General features: G+C 74.7%; 23 protein-coding genes. 15 read left to right on the top strand and 8 right to left on the bottom strand.

Annotated features, from left to right (window positions below):
• Window positions 1–343: 343 nt before the first annotated feature.
• From HTZ77_RS29120 to HTZ77_RS29090, 7 genes are all read left to right on the top strand, one after another.
• Window positions 344–1171: an ABC transporter permease gene (locus tag HTZ77_RS29120; protein ID WP_235995283.1), complete on the top strand. Its 828-nt coding sequence runs from the start codon at window positions 344–346 to the stop codon at window positions 1169–1171.
• Window positions 1168–1980, top strand: coding sequence for an ABC transporter permease (locus HTZ77_RS29115; RefSeq protein ID WP_175592881.1), 813 nt, complete (start codon window positions 1168–1170; stop codon window positions 1978–1980). The genes HTZ77_RS29120 and HTZ77_RS29115 overlap by 4 nt, the downstream gene beginning before the upstream one ends.
• Window positions 1968–2960 (top strand): ABC transporter ATP-binding protein, encoded by a 993-nt coding sequence (locus tag HTZ77_RS29110; protein ID WP_175592880.1) that lies wholly within the window; start codon window positions 1968–1970, stop codon window positions 2958–2960. The genes HTZ77_RS29115 and HTZ77_RS29110 overlap by 13 nt, the downstream gene beginning before the upstream one ends.
• The gene (locus tag HTZ77_RS29105) at window positions 2957–4006 is read left to right on the top strand and encodes an ABC transporter substrate-binding protein (RefSeq protein WP_175592879.1); all 1050 of its coding nucleotides are present in this window, start codon (window positions 2957–2959) and stop codon (window positions 4004–4006) included. The genes HTZ77_RS29110 and HTZ77_RS29105 overlap by 4 nt, the downstream gene beginning before the upstream one ends.
• Window positions 4007–4105: 99 nt before the next feature.
• Complete coding sequence (locus HTZ77_RS29100) at window positions 4106–5839, top strand: adenine deaminase (protein ID WP_175592878.1); 1734 nt, start codon at window positions 4106–4108, stop codon at window positions 5837–5839.
• Window positions 5836–7086, top strand: coding sequence for an amidohydrolase (locus HTZ77_RS29095; RefSeq protein WP_175592877.1), 1251 nt, complete (start codon window positions 5836–5838; stop codon window positions 7084–7086). Before HTZ77_RS29100 ends, HTZ77_RS29095 begins: the two co-directional genes overlap by 4 nt.
• 149 nt (window positions 7087–7235) lie before the next feature.
• Window positions 7236–8201 (top strand): LacI family DNA-binding transcriptional regulator, encoded by a 966-nt coding sequence (locus HTZ77_RS29090; protein ID WP_175592876.1) that lies wholly within the window; start codon window positions 7236–7238, stop codon window positions 8199–8201.
• Here HTZ77_RS29090 and HTZ77_RS29085 read toward each other — a convergent pair.
• From HTZ77_RS29085 to HTZ77_RS29075, 3 genes are read right to left on the bottom strand one after another with little or no spacing between them, the layout of a single operon-like run.
• Window positions 8161–8955: an MBL fold metallo-hydrolase gene (locus HTZ77_RS29085; protein ID WP_205303729.1), complete on the bottom strand. Its 795-nt coding sequence runs from the start codon at window positions 8953–8955 to the stop codon at window positions 8161–8163. The two genes, HTZ77_RS29090 and HTZ77_RS29085, sit on opposite strands and share 41 nt — an antisense overlap.
• Before the next feature lie 10 nt (window positions 8956–8965).
• Window positions 8966–9568 carry a DinB family protein gene (locus tag HTZ77_RS29080; protein ID WP_175592875.1) on the bottom strand — a complete coding sequence of 201 codons (603 nt, stop codon included), beginning with the start codon at window positions 9566–9568 and terminating at the stop codon, window positions 8966–8968.
• A 13-nt stretch (window positions 9569–9581) separates the two neighbouring features.
• Window positions 9582–10673, bottom strand: a complete 1092-nt coding sequence (locus tag HTZ77_RS29075; RefSeq protein ID WP_175592874.1) for a hypothetical protein — start codon at window positions 10671–10673, stop codon at window positions 9582–9584.
• A 169-nt stretch (window positions 10674–10842) separates the two neighbouring features.
• On the opposite strand from HTZ77_RS29075, the gene HTZ77_RS48425 reads away from it, so the two are divergent.
• A complete protein-coding gene (locus HTZ77_RS48425; protein WP_175592873.1) occupies window positions 10843–12117 on the top strand; it encodes a sensor histidine kinase in 1275 nt (424 codons plus the stop codon).
• 5 nt (window positions 12118–12122) lie between these two features.
• Entirely contained in the window at window positions 12123–12770 is a 648-nt protein-coding gene (locus HTZ77_RS29065; RefSeq protein WP_175592872.1) for a response regulator, read from the top strand.
• Between the two features lie 85 nt (window positions 12771–12855).
• Here the strand turns inward: HTZ77_RS29065 and HTZ77_RS29060 are convergent, their stop codons facing one another.
• Window positions 12856–13566 carry a 2OG-Fe(II) oxygenase gene (locus HTZ77_RS29060; protein ID WP_175592871.1) on the bottom strand — a complete coding sequence of 237 codons (711 nt, stop codon included), beginning with the start codon at window positions 13564–13566 and terminating at the stop codon, window positions 12856–12858.
• A gap of 102 nt (window positions 13567–13668) precedes the next feature.
• Between HTZ77_RS29060 and HTZ77_RS29055 the strand changes: the two genes are divergently transcribed.
• Together HTZ77_RS29055 and HTZ77_RS29050 are read left to right on the top strand one after the other, a co-directional pair.
• Window positions 13669–13869: a hypothetical protein gene (locus tag HTZ77_RS29055; RefSeq protein WP_175592870.1), complete on the top strand. Its 201-nt coding sequence runs from the start codon at window positions 13669–13671 to the stop codon at window positions 13867–13869.
• A gap of 166 nt (window positions 13870–14035) precedes the next feature.
• A complete protein-coding gene (locus HTZ77_RS29050; RefSeq protein ID WP_175592869.1) occupies window positions 14036–15463 on the top strand; it encodes a hypothetical protein in 1428 nt (475 codons plus the stop codon).
• 7 nt (window positions 15464–15470) lie between these two features.
• Here HTZ77_RS29050 and HTZ77_RS29045 read toward each other — a convergent pair whose 3' ends face one another.
• Entirely contained in the window at window positions 15471–15920 is a 450-nt protein-coding gene (locus tag HTZ77_RS29045; RefSeq protein WP_235995281.1) for a MarR family winged helix-turn-helix transcriptional regulator, read from the bottom strand.
• An 86-nt stretch (window positions 15921–16006) separates the two neighbouring features.
• Here HTZ77_RS29045 and HTZ77_RS29040 point away from each other — a divergent pair, with 86 nt between their 5' ends.
• Together HTZ77_RS29040 and HTZ77_RS29035 are read left to right on the top strand one after the other, a co-directional pair.
• Complete coding sequence (locus HTZ77_RS29040) at window positions 16007–16468, top strand: SgcJ/EcaC family oxidoreductase (protein WP_235995280.1); 462 nt, start codon at window positions 16007–16009, stop codon at window positions 16466–16468.
• A 33-nt stretch (window positions 16469–16501) separates the two neighbouring features.
• Entirely contained in the window at window positions 16502–17128 is a 627-nt protein-coding gene (locus tag HTZ77_RS29035; RefSeq protein ID WP_175592868.1) for an NAD(P)-dependent oxidoreductase, read from the top strand.
• A 19-nt stretch (window positions 17129–17147) separates the two neighbouring features.
• On the opposite strand, the gene HTZ77_RS29030 is transcribed toward HTZ77_RS29035, so the two are convergent.
• Window positions 17148–17849 carry a FadR/GntR family transcriptional regulator gene (locus HTZ77_RS29030; RefSeq protein ID WP_175592867.1) on the bottom strand — a complete coding sequence of 234 codons (702 nt, stop codon included), beginning with the start codon at window positions 17847–17849 and terminating at the stop codon, window positions 17148–17150.
• Window positions 17850–18116: 267 nt separating this feature from the next.
• Here HTZ77_RS29030 and leuA point away from each other — a divergent pair, with 267 nt between their 5' ends.
• Window positions 18117–19817 carry a 2-isopropylmalate synthase gene (leuA, locus tag HTZ77_RS29025; RefSeq protein ID WP_175593023.1) on the top strand — a complete coding sequence of 567 codons (1701 nt, stop codon included), beginning with the start codon at window positions 18117–18119 and terminating at the stop codon, window positions 19815–19817.
• On the opposite strand, the gene HTZ77_RS29020 is transcribed toward leuA, so the two are convergent.
• Entirely contained in the window at window positions 19818–20771 is a 954-nt protein-coding gene (locus HTZ77_RS29020; RefSeq protein ID WP_175592866.1) for an oxidoreductase, read from the bottom strand.
• Between the two features lie 67 nt (window positions 20772–20838).
• On the opposite strand from HTZ77_RS29020, the gene HTZ77_RS29015 reads away from it, so the two are divergent.
• Complete coding sequence (locus HTZ77_RS29015; protein WP_328808834.1) at window positions 20839–21249, top strand: MerR family transcriptional regulator; 411 nt, start codon at window positions 20839–20841, stop codon at window positions 21247–21249.
• Here HTZ77_RS29015 and HTZ77_RS29010 read toward each other — a convergent pair.
• Window positions 21195–21842: a maleylpyruvate isomerase N-terminal domain-containing protein gene (locus tag HTZ77_RS29010; protein ID WP_175592864.1), complete on the bottom strand. Its 648-nt coding sequence runs from the start codon at window positions 21840–21842 to the stop codon at window positions 21195–21197. The two genes, HTZ77_RS29015 and HTZ77_RS29010, sit on opposite strands and share 55 nt — an antisense overlap.
• Between the last annotated feature and the right edge of the window lie 28 nt (window positions 21843–21870).

The following is a 21870-nucleotide window of genomic DNA, read 5'->3' as shown; positions in this document are numbered from 1 at the left end:
CAACGTAAGAGGAATTGATCGTTACCGGAGGTCGCCCGAGGTTAACTGATGATTTATCGGAGATGACCAAAGAATGGACGTCCTGGTAACGGTTAGATAACGGACGTTTCTTTCTCTTTTTCCCGCCGGCCTTCGCCGGGCCCATGACCAGCGGTTTCGCGGCCGCGATCACCGTGCGTGGAGCGATGGAAGGCCAGGTGAGGCCGCCTGCCAACCCCGGCCATGTGTCCGGAATTGAGCGGGTTGACCCGTTTTTCCGGGCGTTCCTAGGGTGATGGAACCGGTTGCGGCTACCGGTTTCATCCCCCGGCTCCATCCTCACCCGGGAAGGAGGACGATCGCGTTGTGGCGAAGACGGACCACCGGCCTGCTGCTCGCGCCCGGTCTGGCGGTGCTCGCCCTGGTCTTCCTCTACCCGGTCGCCGTCACGCTGGTGGCGGCCCCCGCGGGCGTGGACGACGGCGGCCTGGCCGACCGGCTCGGCGCGCTGGCCGCCGACGACCACATCTGGCGGGCCGCGGCCCGCACGGTGCGCGTCGCCGCCCTGGTCACGGGCCTCTGCCTGCTCCTCGGCCTGCCCGTCGGATTCCTCATCTCGCGCGGCCCGCCGCGCCGGCGGGCCGTGCTGCTCGCGCTGGCCGTCTTCCCGCTCCTGCTCAGCACCGTCGTACGCACCTACTCCTGGCTGGTGATCCTGGGCCGCACCGGGCTGCTGAGCAGGGCCCTGACCGGGCTCGGCCTGGCCGAGCGGCCGACGCAGCTCCTCTACACCGAGACCGCCGTGGTCGTCGGCCTGACGCAGCTCTTCACCCCGCTGGTGATCATCACGGCGTACGGGGCGTTCGCGCACGTCCACCCCGACCTGGAGGCCGCGGCCCGAGGGCTCGGCGCGTCCGCCGGCTCCGCGTTCCGCCGCGTCGCGCTGCCCCTGGCCCTGCCCGGGGTGCTCGTCGGCGCGACCCTGGTCTTCGCCGGCGCGGTCACCGCGTTCACCACGCCGCTGCTGCTCGGCGGCACCCGCACGCCGACGCTGGCCACGCTGCTCTACGACTACGCCAACGTCACCGTCGACTGGTCGTCGGCCGCCGCGGTCGCCCTGCTCATGACCGTCATCGTGCTGGCCGCGGGCGCGCTCGCGGCACGCGCGCCGGCGAAGGCGGCGCCCTCATGACCCGCCGCCATCCCGTCGTGGGCGCGGTCGCGGCCGTCGCGCTGACCTTCCTGCTCGGCCCGATCCTGCTGGTCGTGGGGGTCGCGTTCACGGCGGGCGACACGATCGAGTTCCCGCCGCGCGGCCTGTCGCTGCGCTGGTTCGCCCAGGCCCTCTCGTACGGGCCGTTTCTCGAAGCGCTGCGCACCAGCCTGCTGGTCGCGGTGGCCGGCACGGTCCTCGCGCTGGCCCTCGGCCTGCCGGTGGCGCTGTCACTGAACCGCGGCGGCGCCCGGCCGCGCGGCGCGATCGGCACGCTGTTCACGCTGCCGGTCGTCGTGCCGGAACTGGTCCTCGGCTACGCGCTCTTCCAGACCCTCATGGTGACCTTCCGGGTGAGCGCGTTCGGCGCGCTGCTGGCCGGCCACACCGTGCTGCTCCTGCCGTACGCCGTGCGGGTGACGGGCGCGTCGCTGGCCCAGGCGGACCGGTCGCTGGAGGAGGCGGCGCGGGGCCTCGGGGCGGGCGGCTGGGCGACGTTCACGCGCGTCACGCTGCCGGTGATCGGCCCGGGCGTGGCGGCGGCCTCCGTGCTGTCGCTGGTGACCTCGTTCAACAACGTGCCGCTGTCGCTCCTGCTCAACGGGCCCGGCACGACCACGCTGCCCGTCGCGATGCTGCACCACGTCGAGTTCGCCTTCGACCCGCTCGTCGCCGCGGTCTGCACGCTGCTGCTCGTCCTCGCCGTGGTGGTCATGCTGGTCACCGAGCGGCTCGCGGGCTTCACCGACGTCCTCGCCCGGCAGGAGGCCGACCGATGGCGGCCGTAGTGCGGCTCGACCGCGTGCGCCACACGTTCCCCGGCGTCGTCGCCCTGGACGACGTCGAGCTGACCGCGCCGCCCGGCCGGCTCACGGCGCTGCTCGGGCCGAGCGGCTGCGGCAAGACCACGCTCCTGCGCGTCGTCGCCGGTCATCTGCGCCCGGCGGCCGGCCGGGTGCTCATCGACGGCAGGGACGCCACCGCGCTGCCGCCCGAGCGCCGCGACATCGGGATGGTCTTCCAGTCGTACGCCCTCTTCCCGCACCTGACGGTCGCCGGCAACGTCGCCTTCGGCCTGAGGATGCGCCGCCTGCCCCGCGAGACCGTGCGCCGCCGCGTGGGCGAGGCCCTCGACCTGGTGGGGCTGGCCGACCAGGCGGGCCGCCGCCCGCAGGAGCTGTCGGGCGGGCAGCGGCAGCGCGTCGCCCTGGCCAGGGCGGTGACGATCCGCCCCGCGGTGCTCCTGCTCGACGAGCCGCTGTCCAGCCTGGACGCCCGGCTGGCCGTCCAGATGCGCGGCGAGCTGCGGCGCGTCCAGCGCGAGACGGGCCTGACCGCGATCCTGGTCACCCACGACCAGGAGGAGGCCCTCGAACTGGCCGACGAGATCGCGATCCTCGACAGGGGGCGGGTGGTGCAGCATGGCGCGCCGCAGGAGGTCTTCAGGGCGCCGGCGACGCGATGGGTCGCCGGCTTCCTCGGCTACGAGAACGTCCTCGACATCCCGGGCAAGGGCCCGGTCGCGGTGCGCCCCGAGCACCTCGGCCTGCTGCGGCCCGGCGACGAGGCGCCCGGCGACGCGCACGTCGTCGACGGCACCGTGGCCGACGTCCGGTTCCGCGGCACCGGCTACACGATCACCTTCCGGACCGCGGAGGGCCGCTCGCTCGTCGCCGTCAGCCCGGACGACGGCCTCGCGCCCGGCGCGCCGGCCCGCCTGTACGTGCCGCTGTCACGGGCGGTCGGCCTCGAAGGGCGGTCCACGTGACGGCTCACCGGCGACGCGTCCTCCTGATCGTCCTGGCCCTCCTCGCGCCGGTCGCGGCCGCGTGCGGGGCAGGGGCCGCGCGCGAACCGGGCAAGCTGGTCGTCAGCGTCTTCGGGTACGCCGCGGACCGGGTCGAGCGGGCCGTGGTGGAGCCGTTCGAGCGGATGACCGGCCTCGACGTGGTCGTGGAGACGGGCGCCAACGCCGACCGGCTGAGCAAGCTGCGCGTCAACAGGAACGCCCCCACCGTGGACGTCGTGCTGATGTCCGACTTCTACGCCGCCATGGGCGAGAAGGAAGGGCTGTTCGACAAGGTGGACGAGGCCCGCCTGCCCCACCTGGCCGAGGCCCACCCGTTCGCCCGCAACCCCGACGGCTACGGGCCCGCCTACACGTACGCGCTGCTCGGCATGACGTACCGTACGGACCGCTTCCCCTCGGCGCCCGGCCTGGAGCGGCTCGGCGAGCCGGCCTACAGCGGGCAGGTCGCCGTCCCCGACCTCGCCATCACCGCCGGGGTGCCGTTCCTGACCACCCTCGCCCGGGCGTACGGCAGCGGGCCGGCCGACGCCGACGCGGCGTTCCGGGCGCTGGCCCGGCTGAAGCCGAACGTCCTCACCTTCTACAACCGCAGCACCGAGCTGGCCAGCCTGCTCGACCGGGGCGAGGTGGTCATGGCGCCCTCGCTCGACATCTTCGCCGTCGATCTCGTCGCGAGGGGCCGTCCCGTCGCGTGGGCGCCGCTGGACGCCGGCCGCGTCATCGTCACCAACCGGGCCGAGCTGGTCAAGGGCAGCGCGCACCGGGCCGACGCCGAGCGGTTCATCGACTACCTCCTCTCACGCGAGACGCAGGAACGGGCGGCGGCGTCGTTCAACGACAAACCCGTCAACCGCGCCGCGAAGCTGCCCCCGGTGCTGGCCAGGGTGACGGGGAAGGCCGCCGCCGACCCGATCCGGGCGGGCTTCCGCCCCCTGGACCTCGACCTCGTCATGCGGAACCTGACCACCTGGAGCCGGCGCTTCGCCCGGGAGATCGCCGGCTAGCCGATCCGCCGCCGTGGCCGGTGCGTCACCGCCATGCGGCTTCCCGTCCGCGAGGGCGGGCGCCGCGAGAGCGCCCGCCGTGACCGAAAGTGCGAAACCATGCCACTGCCCCATAGCTGCGACCTCCTCATCCGTGGCGCCCGCGTCGTCTCCGTGCACACCGGGGAGGCGCGTCCCGCCGACGTGATGATCACCGGTGAGTTCGTCCGCGCGCTGGCCCGTCCCGGTGCCGCCGTCGAGGCCGGACAGGTGATCGACGGGACCGGGCTGCTCGTCGCCCCCGGCTACGTCGACGCGCACATGCACGTCGAGAGCTCGCTGCTGGCGCCCGCCGAGTTCGCCCGGGTCACGCTGCCCCGGGGCACCACCACCGTGCTCGCCGACCCCCACGAGATCGTGAACGTCGTGGGCCGGGCCGGCATGGCCTGGATGATCGAGCAGGGCCGCGCCACCGCCCAGACCATGCTGTGGGCCGTCCCCTCGTGCGTGCCGTCGCTGGACGGCTTCGAGACCACCGGCTTCCGGCTCACCACCGAGGACATCGCCGAGATGCTCACCTGGGACGACGTGCTCACGCTCGGCGAGGTCATGGACTACCGGGGCGTGGTGGGCGGCGACCCGCGCACGATGGGGATCGTCCACGAGGCGCGCCGGTCCGGCGTCCGGCTCGACGGGCACTGCCCCAACCTGTCCGGCGACGACCTCAACGAGTACCTGTGGGCCGGCATCGACTCCGACCACACCAAGAACAGCGCCGCGGTCGCCGTGGAGAAGGCGGGCCTCGGCATGACGCTGATGCTCCAGGAGAAGAGCCTGAGCCCCGAGCTGGTGCGCGCGCTCCAGGAGCTGCCCGTCCTGCCCGACTTCTGCTTGGTGACCGACGACATCGCCGCCGACGTGATCATGGACAGGGGGCATCTCGACCACATCGCGCGCGTCGCGCTGGAGGCGGGCATGGCGCCGCTGACCGTGCTGCGCTCCCTCAGCCTCCACCCCGCCCGCCGGCTCGGGCTGGACGATCGCGGGGTCGTCGCCCCGGGCAAGCGCGCCGACCTGGTGCTGCTGCGGAGCATGACCGACTTCACCCCGGTGGCGGTCGTGTGCGGCGGGAAGGTGGTCGGGGACGCGCCGCCGCGCGGTGTCGCGGCCAACCCGTTCGGGGCGTCGGTCAACCTCGCGCCCCTCACGGAGGCGGACCTGGCCTGGCGGGTGGACCTGCCCGACGGCCGGTACGTCTTCCGCTGCATCCAGGTCAACCCGGAGGACACCTACACGCTGCCGGGCACCGTCACGCTGGCCGTACGGGACGGGGTGGTGCAGTGGGAGGGCGTCACGGCGCTGCTGGCCGTCTACGAGCGGCACCGGCGCAGCGGGCGGCGCGCGATGGTGCCGGTGACGGGGTTCGAGCTGGGCCGGGGCGCGGTCGCCACCAGCTACGCCCACGACAGCCACAACATCACCGTGGTGGGCACCGGGGCGCGCCTGATGTGCGACGCGGCGAACTGGGTCATCGGCGCGCACGGCGGCATCTGCGTGCTGCTCGGCGGGCGCGAGCCCGCCCGGCTGCGGCTTCCGGTGGCCGGGGTGATGTCGGACCGGGGCGCGGAGGAGGTCGCGGACGGGGTGCGCGCCGTGCGGGAGGCGCTGCACGCGTGGGGCTGGCGCCACCGCAACGCGCTGATGAGCGTGGCCACGCTGCCGCTGCCGGTCTCGCCGCAGATCAAGCTGACCGATCTGGGCCTGGTACGGGTCTCGGACCGCACGTGGGAGCCGGCGGTGGTCTCCCCGGCGCCCCCGGACGCCGGTGACGCCGTGGGACGGCCGGGCGCGTGAACGAGCGCGAGCTGGTCGCCCTGCGCCGGGACCTGCACGCCCACCCCGAGCCGGCCTTCCTGGAGATCCGCACCGCCGCCCTGGTGCTGCGGCGGCTGGCGGGCGTGTGCGACACGCTGCTGACCGGGCGCGCCGCGATGCGGGCCGACGTCGTCGCCGGTTACCCCGGCCAAGCCGCCCGCGAGCGTGCCGCCGCCGAGGCCGTCGCCGCCGGAGCGGACCCGGGCGCCGCCGCCCTGCTGGCCCGCGAGGGCACGGCGATAGTGGCCGAGCTGGCCGGTCACCGGCCCGGCCCGGTCTGGGGCCTGCGCTTCGACATGGACGCCCTGCCCGTCGCCGAGTCGGCCGAGCCCGGCCACCCGCCGGCCGCGCACGGGTTCCGCTCGGCCAACGGGGCGATGCACGCCTGCGCCCACGACGCCCACACGGCGATCGGGGTGGCGCTCGCCCACCGCCTGGCCGACCGGCGCTTCCCCGGCCGGGTCCGGCTGCTGTTCCAACCGGCGGAGGAGGGCGCGCGGGGGGCCGAGGCGATGATCGCGGCGGGCGCGGCGGAGGGCGTCGAGCGGCTTGTGGGCCTGCACCTGGGCAACGACCTCCCCGCGGGCGTCGTCGTGGGGGGAGCGCTGGGCCTGCTGGCCACCGTGAAACTGCGCGCCTCGTTCCACGGCGTCGCCGCGCACGCCGGCTCGGCGCCGCACCTGGGCCGTGACGCGCTGGCCGCCGCGGCGGTCGCGACGCTGCGCCTGCTCGCGCTGCCGCCCTTCCCCGGGACGCGGACCCGGGTCAACGTCGGCACGCTGCGCGCCGGCGAGGCGGCCAACGTGGTGCCCGCCGAGGCCGAGCTCACCTGCGAGGTGCGCGCGGACGACGAGGACGTCGCGGCCGAGCTGGAACGGCGGGCCCGCGCGGCGGTGGCGGGCGCGGCGGCCATGTACGAGGTGGGGGCCGAGGTCCGGCGCACCGGGCGCTCCTGCGCCATGGTCCCGGACGACGCGCTGGTGGACGCCGTGGTCCGGGCGGCCCTGCGCCGGTGCGGCCCCGGCCGGGTGCGCCGCCACCACACGCTCTCGGCCAGCGACGACGTGAGCCTGTGGGCCCGCGAGGTGCGGGGGAGGGGCGGCCTGGCGACGTTCGTCCTGGTGGGCGGGGGCAACCCGGCCCCGCACCACCATCCCCGCTTCGACGTCGACGAGGACGCGATGACCGTCGCCGTGGACGTGCTGGAGGAGCTGGTCAGGGGCTGACGTTCCGGTGCTACCGGTTGCCGGGATATCACCGCCCGGTCAATCATTCAGACGTCCGAATCACGAGAAATGGCGCCGGAGCCGAGAAAAGCGCGAGGGCGAATGGAATGGGTCACCATAAAAAGGGACAATCGGTAAGTATTTCCGATGTGGCGCGGGTCGCGGGTGTCGCCAAGTCCACCGTGTCCCGGGCGTTCATCCATCCCACGCTCGTCGCCGCGCCCACCCGCGAGCGCATCCGGCGCATCGCCGACGAGATGGGCTTCCGGCCCAGCCGGGTGGCGCGGGCGCTGAGCACCGGGCGCACCGGCCTGGTCGGCCTGGTCGTCCCCACCCTGTCCAACCCGTTCTTCGGCCCGCTCGTCGCCGCCACGCAGCAGGCGGCCGAGGAGGAGGACCGGCAGATCGTGTTGATGATCTCCGAGCTGTCCGCCGAGCGTGAGACGCGGATCGTCGAGCGGCTCTCCCGCGAGGTGGACGGGCTCATCGTGGCCACGTCCCTGTGCGAGGAGGCGTTCCTGCGCAAGGTGGCCAAGGAGATCCCGCTCGTCCTGGTGGACCGCAAGGTCGGCCGCCTGGCCTCGGTGCTGATCGACACGCCGAGCGGCGTGGCCGCCATCGCCGACCACCTCATCGGCATGGGACACCGGCGGCTGTGCTACGTCAGCGGCCCGCCGGGGTCGTGGGCCGACGCGCCCCGGATCGCGGCCCTGCGCGCCCGGGCGGAGGAGGGCGGCGCCGACATCGTCGTGGCCGGGCCCATCCCGCCCACGGTGGACGCCGGGATCGAGGTGGCGGAGACGGTCGCGGCCGCCGGCGTCACGGCGGTCATCGGCTACAACAGCGCGACCGTCCTCGGGCTCCTCCACGGCCTCGGCACCCGGGGCGTGCGCGTGCCGGAGGACGTCAGCGTGGCGAGCGCCGACGACTTCATCCTGCTCCAGTCGACGAAGCCCGCGGTGACGGTGCTCCACCTGCCGCTGGAGGAGGCGGGACAGGCGGCCGTGCGTATGCTGGAGCGCCTGCTGCGGGGCGAGCGGCCCGGCCGGCCGGTGGTGATCGGTCCTCGGCTGGTCATCCGCGAGTCCACCCTGCGGGCCCGGCCTCCCGGCTGACCCCCTGAATCTCCAGGACCATGCCGTCCTCGGCGAGGTCGAGGCCCAGCTCGGCCCGCCGCGCCAGGACCTGCGGCCCGGCGTGGGTGAGCAGGAGCCGGCGGCAGCTCAGCCGGTCGAGCCGGGCGAGCAGTTCCGGCACGTGCAGGTGGTAGCGCACGGCCCGCTCGTACGTGTAGCCCTCGCAGAGGAACAGGTCGGCCCCGGCGGCGACGTCGATCAGCGTGTCGGTCCAGGCGGTGTCGCCGCTGTAGGCGATCGTGCGTCCGGCCACCTCGACCCGCAGCGCCAGCGCGACCGCCCCGGCCGCGTGGTCGGCCTCGAACGCCCGCACCGCGACGCCCTCGACGTGCGCGGACGAGCCGGGCGCCACCTCGTGGACCCGCACCTCGAACCGCCTGCTCACCGAGGACGAGCCCGGGAAGAGCACCTCCATCGCCTGGCCCAGCCGTTCCTCCAGCCCGGGCGGCCCGACCAGGTGCAACGGCCGGACCCGCCGGGTGAACTGGCCGTCCAGGACCAGGAACGGCAGCCCGCCGAAGTGGTCGCCGTGCAGGTGCGACACCGCCACGACCGAGACGTCGCCGGGCTCCAGGCCGAGCCGCTTGAGCCCGGTCAGCGCGGTGGCCCCGCAGTCGACGAGCAGCGCGCCGTCGCCGCCCGCCGCCTGGACGTGCACGCAGGTCTGCAGCATGCCCCCGTCGCCGAAGGCGTTGCCCGCTCCCGCCATCGTCACCCGCACAGGCGCGTCCATGGTCACGAGTCTAGACGCGGGGTCGGTCCCCGGCGGCTTCCTTGGCCGCCCGCTCCAGCCGGTTCCGGTACTCCTCCCACCACGTCTCGTCGGCCGCCGGGATGTTGCCGGCCTCGGCGCGCAGGCCCGCGGCGCCGTCGATCAGCTCGCGGACGATGTCGGCGTGGCCGGCGTGCCGGTTGGTCTCGGCGATCACGTGGACGAGCAGCAGGTGCAGCGTGGCCTCGGCCCGCTCCTCCGGCCACCACGGCACGCGCCCCGTCGCGTCCAGGTCGAGCGCGTCGATCGTGGCGTCGGTGTGCGCCCACGCCCGGTGGTAGAGGCCCACGATGTCCTCGCGGGACTCGTCGGCGGTGGCCCACATGTCGGCGTTGGGCTCGGCGCCCTCCTCGTACCAGGGCTGCGGCTCGTCCGACGGGCGGCCGAACGTCTCGCCGAAGTAGCCGAGCTCGACACTGGCCAGGTGTTTGATCAGGCCCAGCAGGTTGGTGCCGGTGGGGGTCAGCGGGCGGCGGACGTCGTACTCGGAGAGCCCGTCGAGTTTCCACAGCATGGCGTCGCGGGCGGTCTGGAGGTAGCGGCGAAGGAACGCCTTGGGGTCCGGTCCGGTCATGCCGGGCATTGTGTCAGCCCTGGGTGACATTCGCGGTGACGAGATCGGCCGAACCGCGCCCGCAGCGGCGGCAGGCCGGCCGCCTGCGCAGGTGGTAGGCCAGGGCGGCGGCGCCCAGGGCGGCGCCCCACACCGGCCAGAAGCACTCGGGCAGCCACGCGCCCCACTCGGCCATCGAGAAGCGGCCGGCGACGGTCGCGCGCACGTACGTCAGACCGGCCACCACGATGATGATCGCCACGAACGACGCCGGGACGACGGCCAGCGGCGGCGGCACCCTCCGGCCGCGCAGGCCGGGGATCCACCGGGGGAACACCTCGCCCCAGCGCTGGACCAGCCCCAGCGTCAGCAGGCCGCCGAGCGCGCCGAACGTGGCCAGGTACGCGCCGGCCAGCCAGATGCCCGGGGTGTCGCGGGTGCCCTCCGCCAGGAACTCCGGGCTCACCCCCAGCGGGATGCCCAGGGCCCACGCCCACCGGGTCATGCAGTACACCAGGGGCGTGGCGACGGCCACGGCGACCGCGCGGCGTCCCCAGCGGGCCGCCGACTCCCGCGAGGTCCATCCGCTCTCCTCCTCGTCCCGGCCGCAGGCGGCACAGGCCGCGCGGGCGCGCCGCCGCCAGGCCACGGCCGCCCGGGCCAGCAGGAGCCCGCCGAGCAGGCACAGCACCTGGTTGAGCACCGGCCACGGCCAGGCGTCCGCCAGCCCGACCTGGCCGAACGGCCCGTCGAAGAAGCCCGAGAACATCAGGAGCGGCGTGTACGCGACGCCCATCATGAGCCGTGAGTCGGGGATCGCCAGCACCAGCGCCGCCGCCAGTGCCCAGGCGGCCCCCACGGCGACCCGGCCGGTCCGCCCGCCGGGTCGCGGCGTGCCGGCGAGGGCGAGGGAGACGACCAGCGCCAGCGCGGCGAAGGCGGCCACCCACCAGCCGCCCGGGCCGGGGTCGAGCCCGGCGAGCAGCGACAGCGCGCCGTCCGGGTCCGGGTCGCCGGCTCCCCACGGGAAGCCCGGCACGCCCAGGGCCCAGGCGGCGCCCAGCGCGACGTACCCGGCCGACCAGACGGCGGCGAGCAGAGCCGGTGCGCGCGTGGTCGCCGTCATGCGGCCGGTCATCGTTGTCCTACGGCCAGTCGTTGTCATGCGGCCAGTCTCGGAGCCGCGCCGGGGCGGCCACGAGATGCCGATCGGCAGGTCGTGGCCGCTCGCGGAGGCCGTGACCGTGCCGTTCGGCAGGGGTGCCGCGGTGCCGGGGATGCGTATCGTCGGGGCCGTGAGAGTGGGAGAGCGCACGACGATCGACATGCGGTGGTACGGGATCGGCGCCGTGGTCCTGGCGGCGGCCTGCGGCGTGCCGCGTTACGGGCCGGCCGCGATGGCGCCGCTGGCGGCGGCCGTGGCCGCCCTGGTGTGGGCGGTCACCTCGCGGCCAGGTGGCGGGAGGCCGCCACGGGCGGGCGGCGGGGGGCCGTCGCGGGCGGGCGGCGCGACCGGATCCGCGGGGACCGCGCGCATGGGCCTCCGGCTGTCGGGGCGCGAGGACGCGGGGTTGGCGGTGGTGACGGCGGGCGCGGCGGCGGTCTCCCTCGCGGCCACGCTCGTCCAGCTCCCCGGCAGGGGAGCGGCCCCCGGGGCGGACGTCTGGGGGATGGCCGAGGGCCTGACGTTCATCGCCCTGGCCGGCCTGCTCGCCCGCCGGTCACCGGTCAGGCAGGCCGTGGCCGCCGGCGTCCCGGCCGGGATCGCCGCCTCCACCTGGATGTTCCGCTTCTACCCGCCCGTCTCGGCGCTGGAGGCGGTGGGCATCTGCGCGTTCTGGTCCGCCGGCGTCCTGTGCGCCGCCGGGGTCGGCCTCTATCTGCGTGCGCTGGACGAGCGTCGCGCCGCCGCGGTGTCCGCGGCCCGCGAGGCGCAGCGCCGGAGACTGGCCCGCGACCTGCACGACTTCGTCGCCCACGACGTCAGCGAGATGCTGGCCCAGGCGCAGGCGGGACAGGTGGCCGGAGCCGCCGACCCCGCCCAGGCCATGCTGGCGCTGCGCCGGGTGGAGGAGGCGGGGCAGCGCGCCATGGCGACCCTCGACCGCACCGTCCTCCACCTGAACGACGAGGAGGAGGAAGCCGACGAGGACGGGGACGCCGAGCAGGAGGCGCTCGCCGCGCGCCTGTCCGACATGGCGACGCGCTACTCCTCCGCCGGGCCCGCCCGCGTCCACCTGAGCGTGGACGAAGACCTCGACGTGCCGGGCCGGGTGAGCGCGGCGGCGTACCGGGTCGTGGCCGAGGCGCTGACGAACGTCCGCCGGCACGCCCCGGACGCCGCCCGCGTCGCGATCTCCGCCACGGCCCGGGCCGGGGCCCTCCAGGTCACCGTGGAGAACGACGGCGTCACCGGCGGCGGCACCTCCGGCGGGCGGGGCGGGTTCGGGCTGCCCGGGCTGGCCGAGCACGTCGCGTCGCTCGGCGGCGACCTGAGCGCGGGCCCGGTGCGCGGGGGATGGCGCCTGTCGGCCCGGATCCCGCTGGCGCCGCGGGTGCTGGCACCATGAGCGACATGCCGATACGCATCCTGATCGCCGACGACCAGGAGGGCATCCGCGGCGCCTTCCGGCTCATCCTGGACGCCCAGCCGGACATGACGGTCGTCGCCGAGGCCGCCGACGGCCTCGCGGCCATCGAGGAGGCGCGCCGCCTGCGCCCCGACGTGGTGCTCACCGACGTCAGGATGCCGCTCGCCGACGGCATCGAGGTGGCCCGGGCGCTCGCGGACACGGACATCCATGTCGTGGTGGTGACGACGTTCGGGCTGGAGGAGTACGTGCGGGCCGCGCTGCGGCACGGCGCGTCCGGGTTCGTGCTCAAGCGCTCCGGGCCCGCGCTGCTCGTCGAGGCGGTACGCGCGGCGGTGAGCGGCGACGTGCTCATCAGCCCGCAGCTCACCGTCGGCCTGCTGCGCCGGGACGCCCCCGCGCCCGAGGAGAGCGGCGCCCCGGACCCGGGCCTGACCGCCCGCGAGGAGGAGGTCGTCCGGCTCGTCGCGCAGGCCAGGACCAACGCCGAGATCGCCGAGGAGCTGTTCCTGTCGCCCGGCACGGTCAAGAACCACATCGCGGCCGTCCAGCGCAAGCTCGGGGCCCGCAACCGGGTCGGCATCGCCGCGTGGGCCTGGAGCACCGGCCGCGCCGCCGCCTCCCCGCCGTGACCGCCGTAACTGCCGGAACCGCCGGAACCGCTGTGACCGCCGGATCTGCCGTAAGCGCCGTGACCGCCGGTCTCCTCGGCGGGTGTCAGGCGGCGTCGTGGAAGACCAGGCCGAGCGTGTGCCGCAGGCCGTGCCGTACCGTGCTCACGCCGTGCCGCACCGGGGCGGCCGACCAGCCGCGCGCCGAGGGCACCGGCCGGTCGCGGGTGGTGAAGACCAGCCCGTGGCCCTGGGGCAGCAGCGTCACCGTGCCGCGCGACTGGGCCCGGGGCCGCTGCTCGACCAGCAGGAACTCCCCGCCGCCGTAGTCGGCGCCCGGCTCGTCCAGGCCGATCACCACCTGCATCGGGAAGACCAGGTCGCCGTACAGGTCGCGGTGCAGGGCGTTCCAGTCGCCCTCGCGGTAGCGCAGCAGGATCTGCGTGGACTTGGTCTGGCCGGCCTCGTGACACCTGGCCAGCCACTCGTCGAGCGTGTCGGGCCAGTGCCCGGGCCGGCCGAGCCGGGCCGCCCACTCCCGGGCGATCGGCAGCAGCCGGGGGTAGAGCGCCTGGCGCAACTCCTCGACCAGGTCGGGGAACGGCCGGTCGAAGTAGCGGTACTGGCCGCGTCCGAAGCGATGCCGCTCCATGTCGACCGTCGAGCGGAACAGCGCGGCCTCGTCGTACAGGCCGGAGATCCGGCGGCACTCCTCGGCCGTGAGCAGCGGGCCGGTCGGCGCGCAGCCGTGGGCGTCCATTTCCCGGGCGATGCCTTTCCAGTCGGCCCGGGCGACGCGTTCCTGTGGTTTCAGCATGAGTTTTCTCCTCTCCCTTCTTTCAACACCGGGCGGGCCGCCGAATGGTGGCGGTTTTCGGACGTCACGCTGCGGTCACGGCACGCCTCCGATGATGAGGCCATGGAGAGAACATTCATCCGCAAGGCATGCGCCGTCCTGCTGGGCTCGCTGAGCCTGGCCGCCACGCTCGTCGTCTCGGCGAACGCGGCCGGTGCGCAGACCACGACCACGACGCAACAGACGATCACCGCCGCCGGTCCCCGGTGCCCGATGGGCTGGTACTGGAGCGACCGCTGGGACAGGTGCGTGCGGCGCCGCTGACCGCCCCCTCCCTGGTGCCCGGCGTCCCCGCGTCCCCGTGCGCGGGGGCGCCGAGGCATGTCCGGGGAATTGCAGACCGTACAGAAGAATTGCGCGGCTTGACGTGATCGAATTCTCCGGATAAATGTGGCGCTTCCGCATTGATCTTTCCGGGAATGGGAGGGCCGTGCGCCCGTTACGGTGGCGGGTTTCGCTGGCGCTGTGGGCAGCGGCGTTCGTCATCACGGCCGTGCCGCACGCCGTCTCTCTCGTCGAATCCCTCTTCGCCACGCCGGACGACACCGTCTACGGCATGGTGGCGATGTACGGGGGCTCGTGTCCCGGTTTCGAGCTCAGCATGAGGCTGATGCCCTGGGCGGTCGTCGCCTGGATGCCGCCCGCCCCGGCCGTGGTGGCGGTGGGATTCGCCGCATGGGCGCTCCTCGCGCGCAGGGGGCACAGACGCTGGGGCCGCGCGGTGGGCTGGGTGACCGTGGCGCTCGTCACGTGGAACACGGTGGTGTTCCTGGCGCCGGCCGCGCTGGACACCGCGATGGGCTGCCGAACCGGATCTGTCGGCCTGTACGAACCGGACCTGCTCTGGTCGTGTCTGTGGGACCTGCTGGTCGCCGTCCTGATCATCCTCGCGGTACGGGTGCGGCGGGCCGGCCGCTGGAGCCCGTACGTCCGGGTTCTCCTGGCGCTGACCGTCGTCCTCCTGGTCTCCGGGACGGACGCGGCCCCCGGCGAGATCACCGAGGCGTCCCCGAAGCTGTGCGAGCGGTGGGGCACCATGGGGTACGGCGGCGAGGCGACGCCGGACGACACGCACCGCGAGCAGGCGTACCTGTGCGTGGTCCGGCAGGAAGGCGTGCTGCGGGACGAGTACGCCGGCACCCCCGACGACCGGTTGCTGGCCATCGGGCGGCGCCTGTGCCGCGCCCGCCTCGACGGCTCCGGCCCGCACGACGCCTCGCAGGACGTCGCGGGGGAGTTCGGGGATCAGCGGTTGACCGCCGCGCTCAGGTACCTCTGCCCCGACCTCGCCCGGAGCCAGGACGCGGACGAGGAGCAGGCCCGCGTCGCGAACGAACGCTTCATCGCCACCGCGAAACGGCGCTGCGACCGCCTGCCGCGCCACCGCCCGCGCGTCCCCGCCGTCCGTACGGCCCGGGCCGCCCTGTGGTCGGAGTTCGGCGCCCTGTACGCGTCCGAGGAGGAACCAGGGGAGGACTTCCCCGCGCTCAACGACGCGTACGCCAACCACCTGGTGGGCGGCGCGCCCGGGCAGCTCGCGATCCTCACGGCCGACGAGGCGATGCACGTCTGCGTCACCGTGGAGGCGTACCGGCGGCGCCCGCCCGTCGAGGTCAAGGGCTGGGAGCAGGTCGTGGAGGTGGGCTACCGCAGCACCACCGGCGACCTGCGCCTGACCGACGACGACGGCGCCGACGACCTGCCGGACCTGGCGATCGGCGGCAAGGGCGCGTACCGGGTGCGGGTGCACATGCGCGGAGCCGACGCGGCCATGGCCGACGACGGCGACGCCCGGCAGGAGTTCCTCGTCATGGTCTATCCCGGGACGTCCACACGGCAGGTCGTGCTGCGGAAGTGAGCCCGGGTCACGGGCGCAGGTCGTCCGTGGCCTCCTGGTACGCCGCCGCCGCGCGGCTGAAGTAGTCGAACAGCACGTCGAGCTGCTCCGGGGTGTAGCCGCGGATGATCTCGCCGACCCTCTCGCGGGCCGGGGCCATGACCTCGTCCAGCCGGGCCGGCTTGCCGACGACCTCCACGATGACCTTGCGCCGGTCGTCGGGCGACGGGGAGCGGCGCACGTAGCCCGCCTGCTCCAGCCGGTCGATGAGGCGCGTGGTCGGTCCCGTCGTCAGCCCGGCGCGTTCGCCCAGCTCGCCGGGGGTCATCGCGCCGTGCAGCTCCAGGATGTTGAGCGCGTACAGGTCGGTCGCCCCGAGGTCGCAGGCCCGCGCGCTGGCCTGGCCGTGCAGCAGCACGGCGCTCAGGTAACGCCGGTAGACCGCGCCCGCGTCGGGCCGCATCCCACGTGTTGACATCGTCATGCCTCCCGCCTAATCTCTTCCTCGGAGAAGAGAAATCTTCAAAGAAGAAACTTCTTCAGCGAAGCTACCATGGAAGGGGCATGACCATGAACCACCAGCACACCATCGAGGCCGACACCGCCGCCATCCGCGCCCTGCTGCAGGAGACCGTCGAGGCGTGGGGCCGGGGCGACGGCGCCGCCTACGGCGCGCAGTTCACCGACGACGCCACCGACGTCACCTTCGTCGGCACCGTCTACCAGGGCGGCGAGGAGATCGGCCGGGCCCACCAGGCGCTGTTCGACAGCTTCCTCAAGGGCACCCGCCTGGCCATGGAGATCCTCGACATCCGCTTCTGCGGGCGCGACGCGGCCGTGGTCGTCAGCCGCGGCGACACCTACAAGGACAAGCCGAAGAAGCTCGGCAAGGTCCAGACGTACACGGTCGTGCGCTGCGAGGACGGCCGCTGGCGCATCGCCGCCATCCAGAAGACCAAGCGGCAGGGCCTGATGGAGGCCGTCTCCTTCAGGTTCCAGCCGGCCACCAAGCCGCGCACCCGCTGACCACCTCGCCCCCCCGGAGAGCAGGACACCCCCATGGCGACCATCGCCGTCATCGGCGCCACCGGCCGCACCGGCCGCGCCCTCGTCGAGCGGGCACTGGAGCTCGGGCACGAGGTCACCGCGGTCGCCCGCCGCCCCGAGACCCTGGGCCCGCGCCACGCCCGCCTCATCCCGCACGCGGCCGACGTGCTGCGCCCCGGCGACCTCGCCGGCACGCTGCCGGGCCACGACGCCGTCGTCTCGGCCATCGGCTCGACCGGCCGCGGGCCCACCACCGTCTACTCGGCCGGCACGGCCGCCGTCGCCGCGGCCATGGGAGCCTGCCGCCGGCTGGTCGTCGTGTCCTCGGCCGGGCTGGAGACGCCGCCCGGCGCCGGGCCCGCGACGTGGCTCGCCGGACGGCTGCTCCACCACGTCATGCGCCACCCGTACGCCGACATGCTGCGCATGGAACGGCTGCTGGCCGGCACGGACCTCGACTGGACCGCGGTGCGGCCCACCGGGCTGACCGACGCGCCCGCCACCGGCCGGCCGCGCGTCAGCATCGGCGCCACCGAGCGCGTCGGAAACCGCACATCCCGCGCCGAGCTGGCGGCCTTCATCCTCGACCACCTCGACGACCCGGCGACCTACCGCACGGCGGTGGCCGTCTCCTCCTGAGCCGGGCCGGGCCGCGCGCTCAGGAGGTCTCCCGCCGGAGGAGGCGCAGGGTGCCCTCCAGCTCGCGTTCGATGATCTGGCCCGCCCGGTCGGGATCGCCCACGCGGACGGCCTCCACCAGCGCGGCATGGGAGTCGTCGCCGAGCGCCGGATCGTGGGCCCGCAGGTCCACCAGGGCCATCAGGTCGATCAGGCCCCGCCGCAGCACCGGGGCGAAGTCCGCGAACAGGCCCGTGAGCAGCGGATTGCGCCCCGCCGCCACCACCGCCGTGTGCAGCGCGATGTCGGCGTCCACGAACTCCGCGTCGCCCGCCTCCTCCGCCGCCCGGCGCCGCCGCGCCAGCGCCAGGTCCATCGCCTCCAGGTCGTCGTCGGTACGGCGGGCCGCGGCGATCCGCGCCGCCCGCACCTCCACCATGGTCCGCACCTCGTACAGGTCGACCACGGCGGCGCGGCGCAGCCGCGCGGGCCAGTCCTCCACCGGCTCGGTGGCGACCACGTACACGCCCGAGCCCTGGCGGGCGGCGAGCAGCCCCGCTCCGCTCAGCGCGCGGATCGCCTCGCGGACCGTGGAGCGGCCCACGCCCAGCTCCTTGGCCAGGGTCGTCTCGCCGGGGAGTCGCGTGCCGACCGGCCAGTGCCCGCCGGTGATCTGCTCGCGCAGCCGCTGGGTGGCCTGGTCCACGAGGGGGCTGCGGCTCAGGGGGCCGAGCGATGTCATCCATACCTCTCAGGTTGTCTGAGGAGCTGAGGTGTGGTTAGTCTACCGCCCATGACGCTGCCCGGTCTGCTTCTCGGCCGCCGCGGCGGGGCCTGACGCGATCGGCACCCCGCCGCGGGGTCCCGTGCCGCCGGTCGCCCGCCCAGCCCAGACCAGCACGTCAGAGAAGAGGGACCCCGCGTGTCCACTCCGTTCCCCACCCTGCGCACGCCCTCCGGGCCGATCCCCGCCGGACAGCCGCACTGGAACCCCCAGCGGCCCGGCTCGATGCCCTCCCACCGCTACCGGCCCGTCCACGAGCGGGTCGAGGTCCCGGCGCACCACCGCCGCTGGCCCTCCCGCACCGTCACGGCCGCGCCGCTGTGGGTGCCGGTCGACCTGCGTGACGGCAACCAGGCCCTGGCCGACCCCATGGACCCCGACCGCAAGCGCCGCATGTTCGAGCTGTTCGTCGCCATGGGGTTCAAGGAGATCGAGGTCGGCTACCCGTCGGCCAGCCGGACCGACTTCGACTTCGTCCGGCTGCTGGCCGAGCGCGACCTGGTGCCGGACGACGTCACCCCCGTCGTCTTCACGGCCGCGCGGCGCGACCTGATCGAGCGGACGTACGCCTCGATCGAGGGGCTGCCGCGCGCCGTCGTCCACATGTACACCTCGACCGCCCCCACCTGGCGGGACGTCGTCCTCGGGCAGGACCGCGACGACCTGCGCGCGTTCATCACGCGGGCCGCCGGGCACGTGGCCCGGCTGGGCGAGGGCCGGCCCGGGGTGCGGTTCGAGTTCTCGCCGGAGGTGTTCAACCTCACCGAGCCCGACTACGTCCTGGAGATCTGCAACGGGCTGTCGGCGCTGTGGGACGCGAGCCCCGACCGGCCGGTGATCCACAACCTGCCGGCGACGGTCGAGGTCGCCACGCCCAACGTGTACGCCGACCAGATCGAGTACATGCACCGCCACCTCGACCGGCGCGACGGCGTCATCCTGTCGGTCCACCCGCACAACGACCGCGGCACCGGCGTGGCCTGCGCCGAGCTGGCCGTACTGGCCGGGGCGCAGCGGGTGGAGGGCTGCCTGTTCGGCAACGGCGAGCGCACCGGCAACGTGGACCTGGTCACGCTGGCCCTCAACCTGCACGCCCAGGGCGTCGACCCGATGATCGACTTCTCGGACATCGACGTCGTCCGCGCGACGGTCGAGCACTGCAACCGGATCCCGGTCCACCCCCGGCACCCGTACGGGGGCGACCTGGTCTACACGGCCTTCTCCGGCACCCACCAGGACGCCATCAAGAAGGGCTTCGCCCACCACGAGCGGCGGGCCGCCGAGCTGGGCGTGACGCCGGACCGGGCGCCGTGGGCGGTGCCGTACCTGCCGATCGACCCCCGCGACGTGGGGCGCGACTACGAGGCCGTCATCCGGGTCAACAGCCAGTCGGGCAAGGGCGGCGTGGCGTACGTGCTGGGCGCCGAGCACGGGCTGGACCTGCCGCGCGGCCTGCAGATCGACTTCTCCCGCGCGGTGCAGGCCGAGGCCGAGCTGAGCGGCGGCGAGGTGACGGGTGAGCGGCTGTGGGAGCTGTTCCGGGCCGCGTACGTCGGCCGGACCGGCCCGGTGGAGCTGCTGCGCTGGAAGGTGGACGACGCGGGCGGCGAGCACGTGTTCACGGGCGACTTCGCGGTCCACGGCGCGGGCGGGACGCGCGGCGAGGGGACGGGCGTGGGGCCGCTGGCCGCGCTCACCGCGGCGCTGCGCGGGCTGGGCCACGACGTGGAGATCGTCGGCTACACGGAGCACGCCGTCCCGGCCGCCGGCCGCGCGGCGGCCGGCGAGGAGAGCCTGGCGGCGGCGTACGTGGAGTGCCGGGTGGCGGGAGCGACCGCGTGGGGGGTGGGCCTGGCCGCCTCGGTCCTGACCGCCGCCGTGGACGCCGTCGTCTCGGCCGTCAACCACGCCGCGGCCCTCGACTGATCAGGAGAACGCGTCCACCCCGGTGAGCTCGGCGGACAGGGCCCAGAGCCGGGCCGCCTCGGCCGGGTCGACCGCCCACGGCTTGACCCCGCCGACGAGCATGTCGTCGGTCGTGGCCGGCTCGGCGACGTCGCAGTCCTGGCAGTAGACGCCGCCGAGGTCGTCGAGCAGGGGCGAGGTCGCCGCCCACGCGGCGGTGGCCGCGCCCTGCGCCGGGGTCTTGAAGCCGGCGGGCGGCGTGCCGTCCTCCGTGATCCAGCCCAGCGCGGACTGCTGCGCCACGGGGACGTGCCGCTGCAGCGGCGTCAGGATGCTGCCGGGGTGCACGGCGTACGCGCGCACCCCGGCCGGGCCGCCCAGCCGGTCGAGGTGGACCGCGAACAGGGCGGCCGCGGTCTTGGCCTGCGCGTAGGCGAGCCAGCCGTCGTAGCCGTCGCGGAAGTGGACGTCGTCCCACCGCATGCCGGACAGGAAGTGCCCGGAGGAGGAGAGCGCCACCACCCGGGCCCCGCCGGGGGCGAACGCGGGCCGCAGGTGATTGACCAGCGCGTGATGACCGAGGTGGAGCGCGAAGTGCGCCTCCCATCCGGGCCCGACGCGGGTCTCCGGGCAGGCCATGACTCCCGCGTTGGCGACGACCACGTCGATCGCCGCGCCGTCCGCCACGACCCGCTCGGCGAAGCGGCGCACGTCCGCCTGGTCCGTCAGATCGAGCGGACGCACCTCCGCCCGGGGAACCTCGCGCAGGGCCGGGCGGGCCGCGTCCGGGCGGCGGGCGGGCACGAGCACCCGCGCCCCGGCCCCGGCGAACGCCCGGACGACCTCCAGGCCGAGCCCCGAGTAGCCGCCGGTCACCACGGCGGTCCGCCCCGTGAGGTCGATGCCGGCCAGCACCTCCTCCGCCGTGCTCCACGCCCCGAACCCGCTGCCGATCTTGTGTTGCCTGTTCGTCATGGGTCCGACCGTAGAATCTAGACTTCGCTCTAGGTCAAACGGCGGGTCGTAGGGGGAGGTGCGGGCGGTGGCGGAGAGCCTGTCCATCGGCGACGTGGCGGCGGCCACCGGCCTGAGCGTGCACGCGCTGCGCTTCTTCGAGCGGGAGCGCCTGTTCCTGCGCGGCATCCCGCGCTCGGCCGGCGGGCACCGGGTCTACGACGCGGCGGACGTGGAGTGGTTGCTGCTCTGCAACCGGCTGCGCGAGTCCGGCATGCCGATCGCGACGCTGAAGAGGTTCGCCGCCCTGGTGCGCTCCGGCCCGGGCAACGAGCCCGACCGCCTGGAACTGCTGCGCGAGCACGAGCGCGGCGTCCGCGCCCGGATCGCCGAGCTGACCGCCTGCCTGGAGGTCATCCACGGCAAGGTGACCGTCTACGAGCGTCACGTCGAGGACGGCACCGCCGCCGGCCTCTGGGCCCCGGTCCCCTCCTCCTGAGCGCCGCGGAGCGTGCCGTCCCACTGCCAGCCGGTACGGCGGGGCAGGCCCGGGAGGGCGACGCGGCCCACGCACCACAGCAGCGTCTCGGCCGGCCCGTGCCCTGACGGCGCCTCCGGGAAGAGCCGGGCGACGGCCGCCGCGCTCGGGGCGTCCGGCGGCGTCCAGTTCAGGCCCAGCGTGCGGGTGATGTCGTAGGTGTGGACGGCCAGCTCGACCACGCCCATGGCGGCGAACCCGGTGATGTCGGAGTGCCCCCACGGGTGCCAGGCCCGCGCGTCGGCGGGCGTGGACCGGACGGTGGTGGCGAGCAGGGTGGCGGCGATGCCCACCCCCTCCAGGCAGGCCGCGACGGGCGCCTGCGGGTCGAGCGAGGCGAACAGCGTGACGTAGCGGTCGGCGGGCCGGGCCACGAGCAGCCCTGCGTACCCCACCAGGCCGAGGGCGAGGTGGTCCAGCGTCGTCCGGCAGGACCAGTCGAGGTCGCCGGCGGGCCGCGACCAGTCCTGGCCCGCGCCCTTGCCGAGGACCGCCAGGCACTCCCGCGCGGTGGCGGTCAGGAGCTCGTCGGGGGTGGTCGGTGCGGGGTTCATGCCTGTTCTCCTCGTACGGGTGCCGGTG

The sequence above is a fragment of the Nonomuraea montanisoli genome (genome assembly GCF_013363975.1).
GTDB lineage: Bacteria > Actinomycetota > Actinomycetes > Streptosporangiales > Streptosporangiaceae > Nonomuraea > Nonomuraea montanisoli.
Note: the sequence above shows the minus strand (reverse complement) of the source record. Positions and strands in the feature narration are given on the sequence as shown.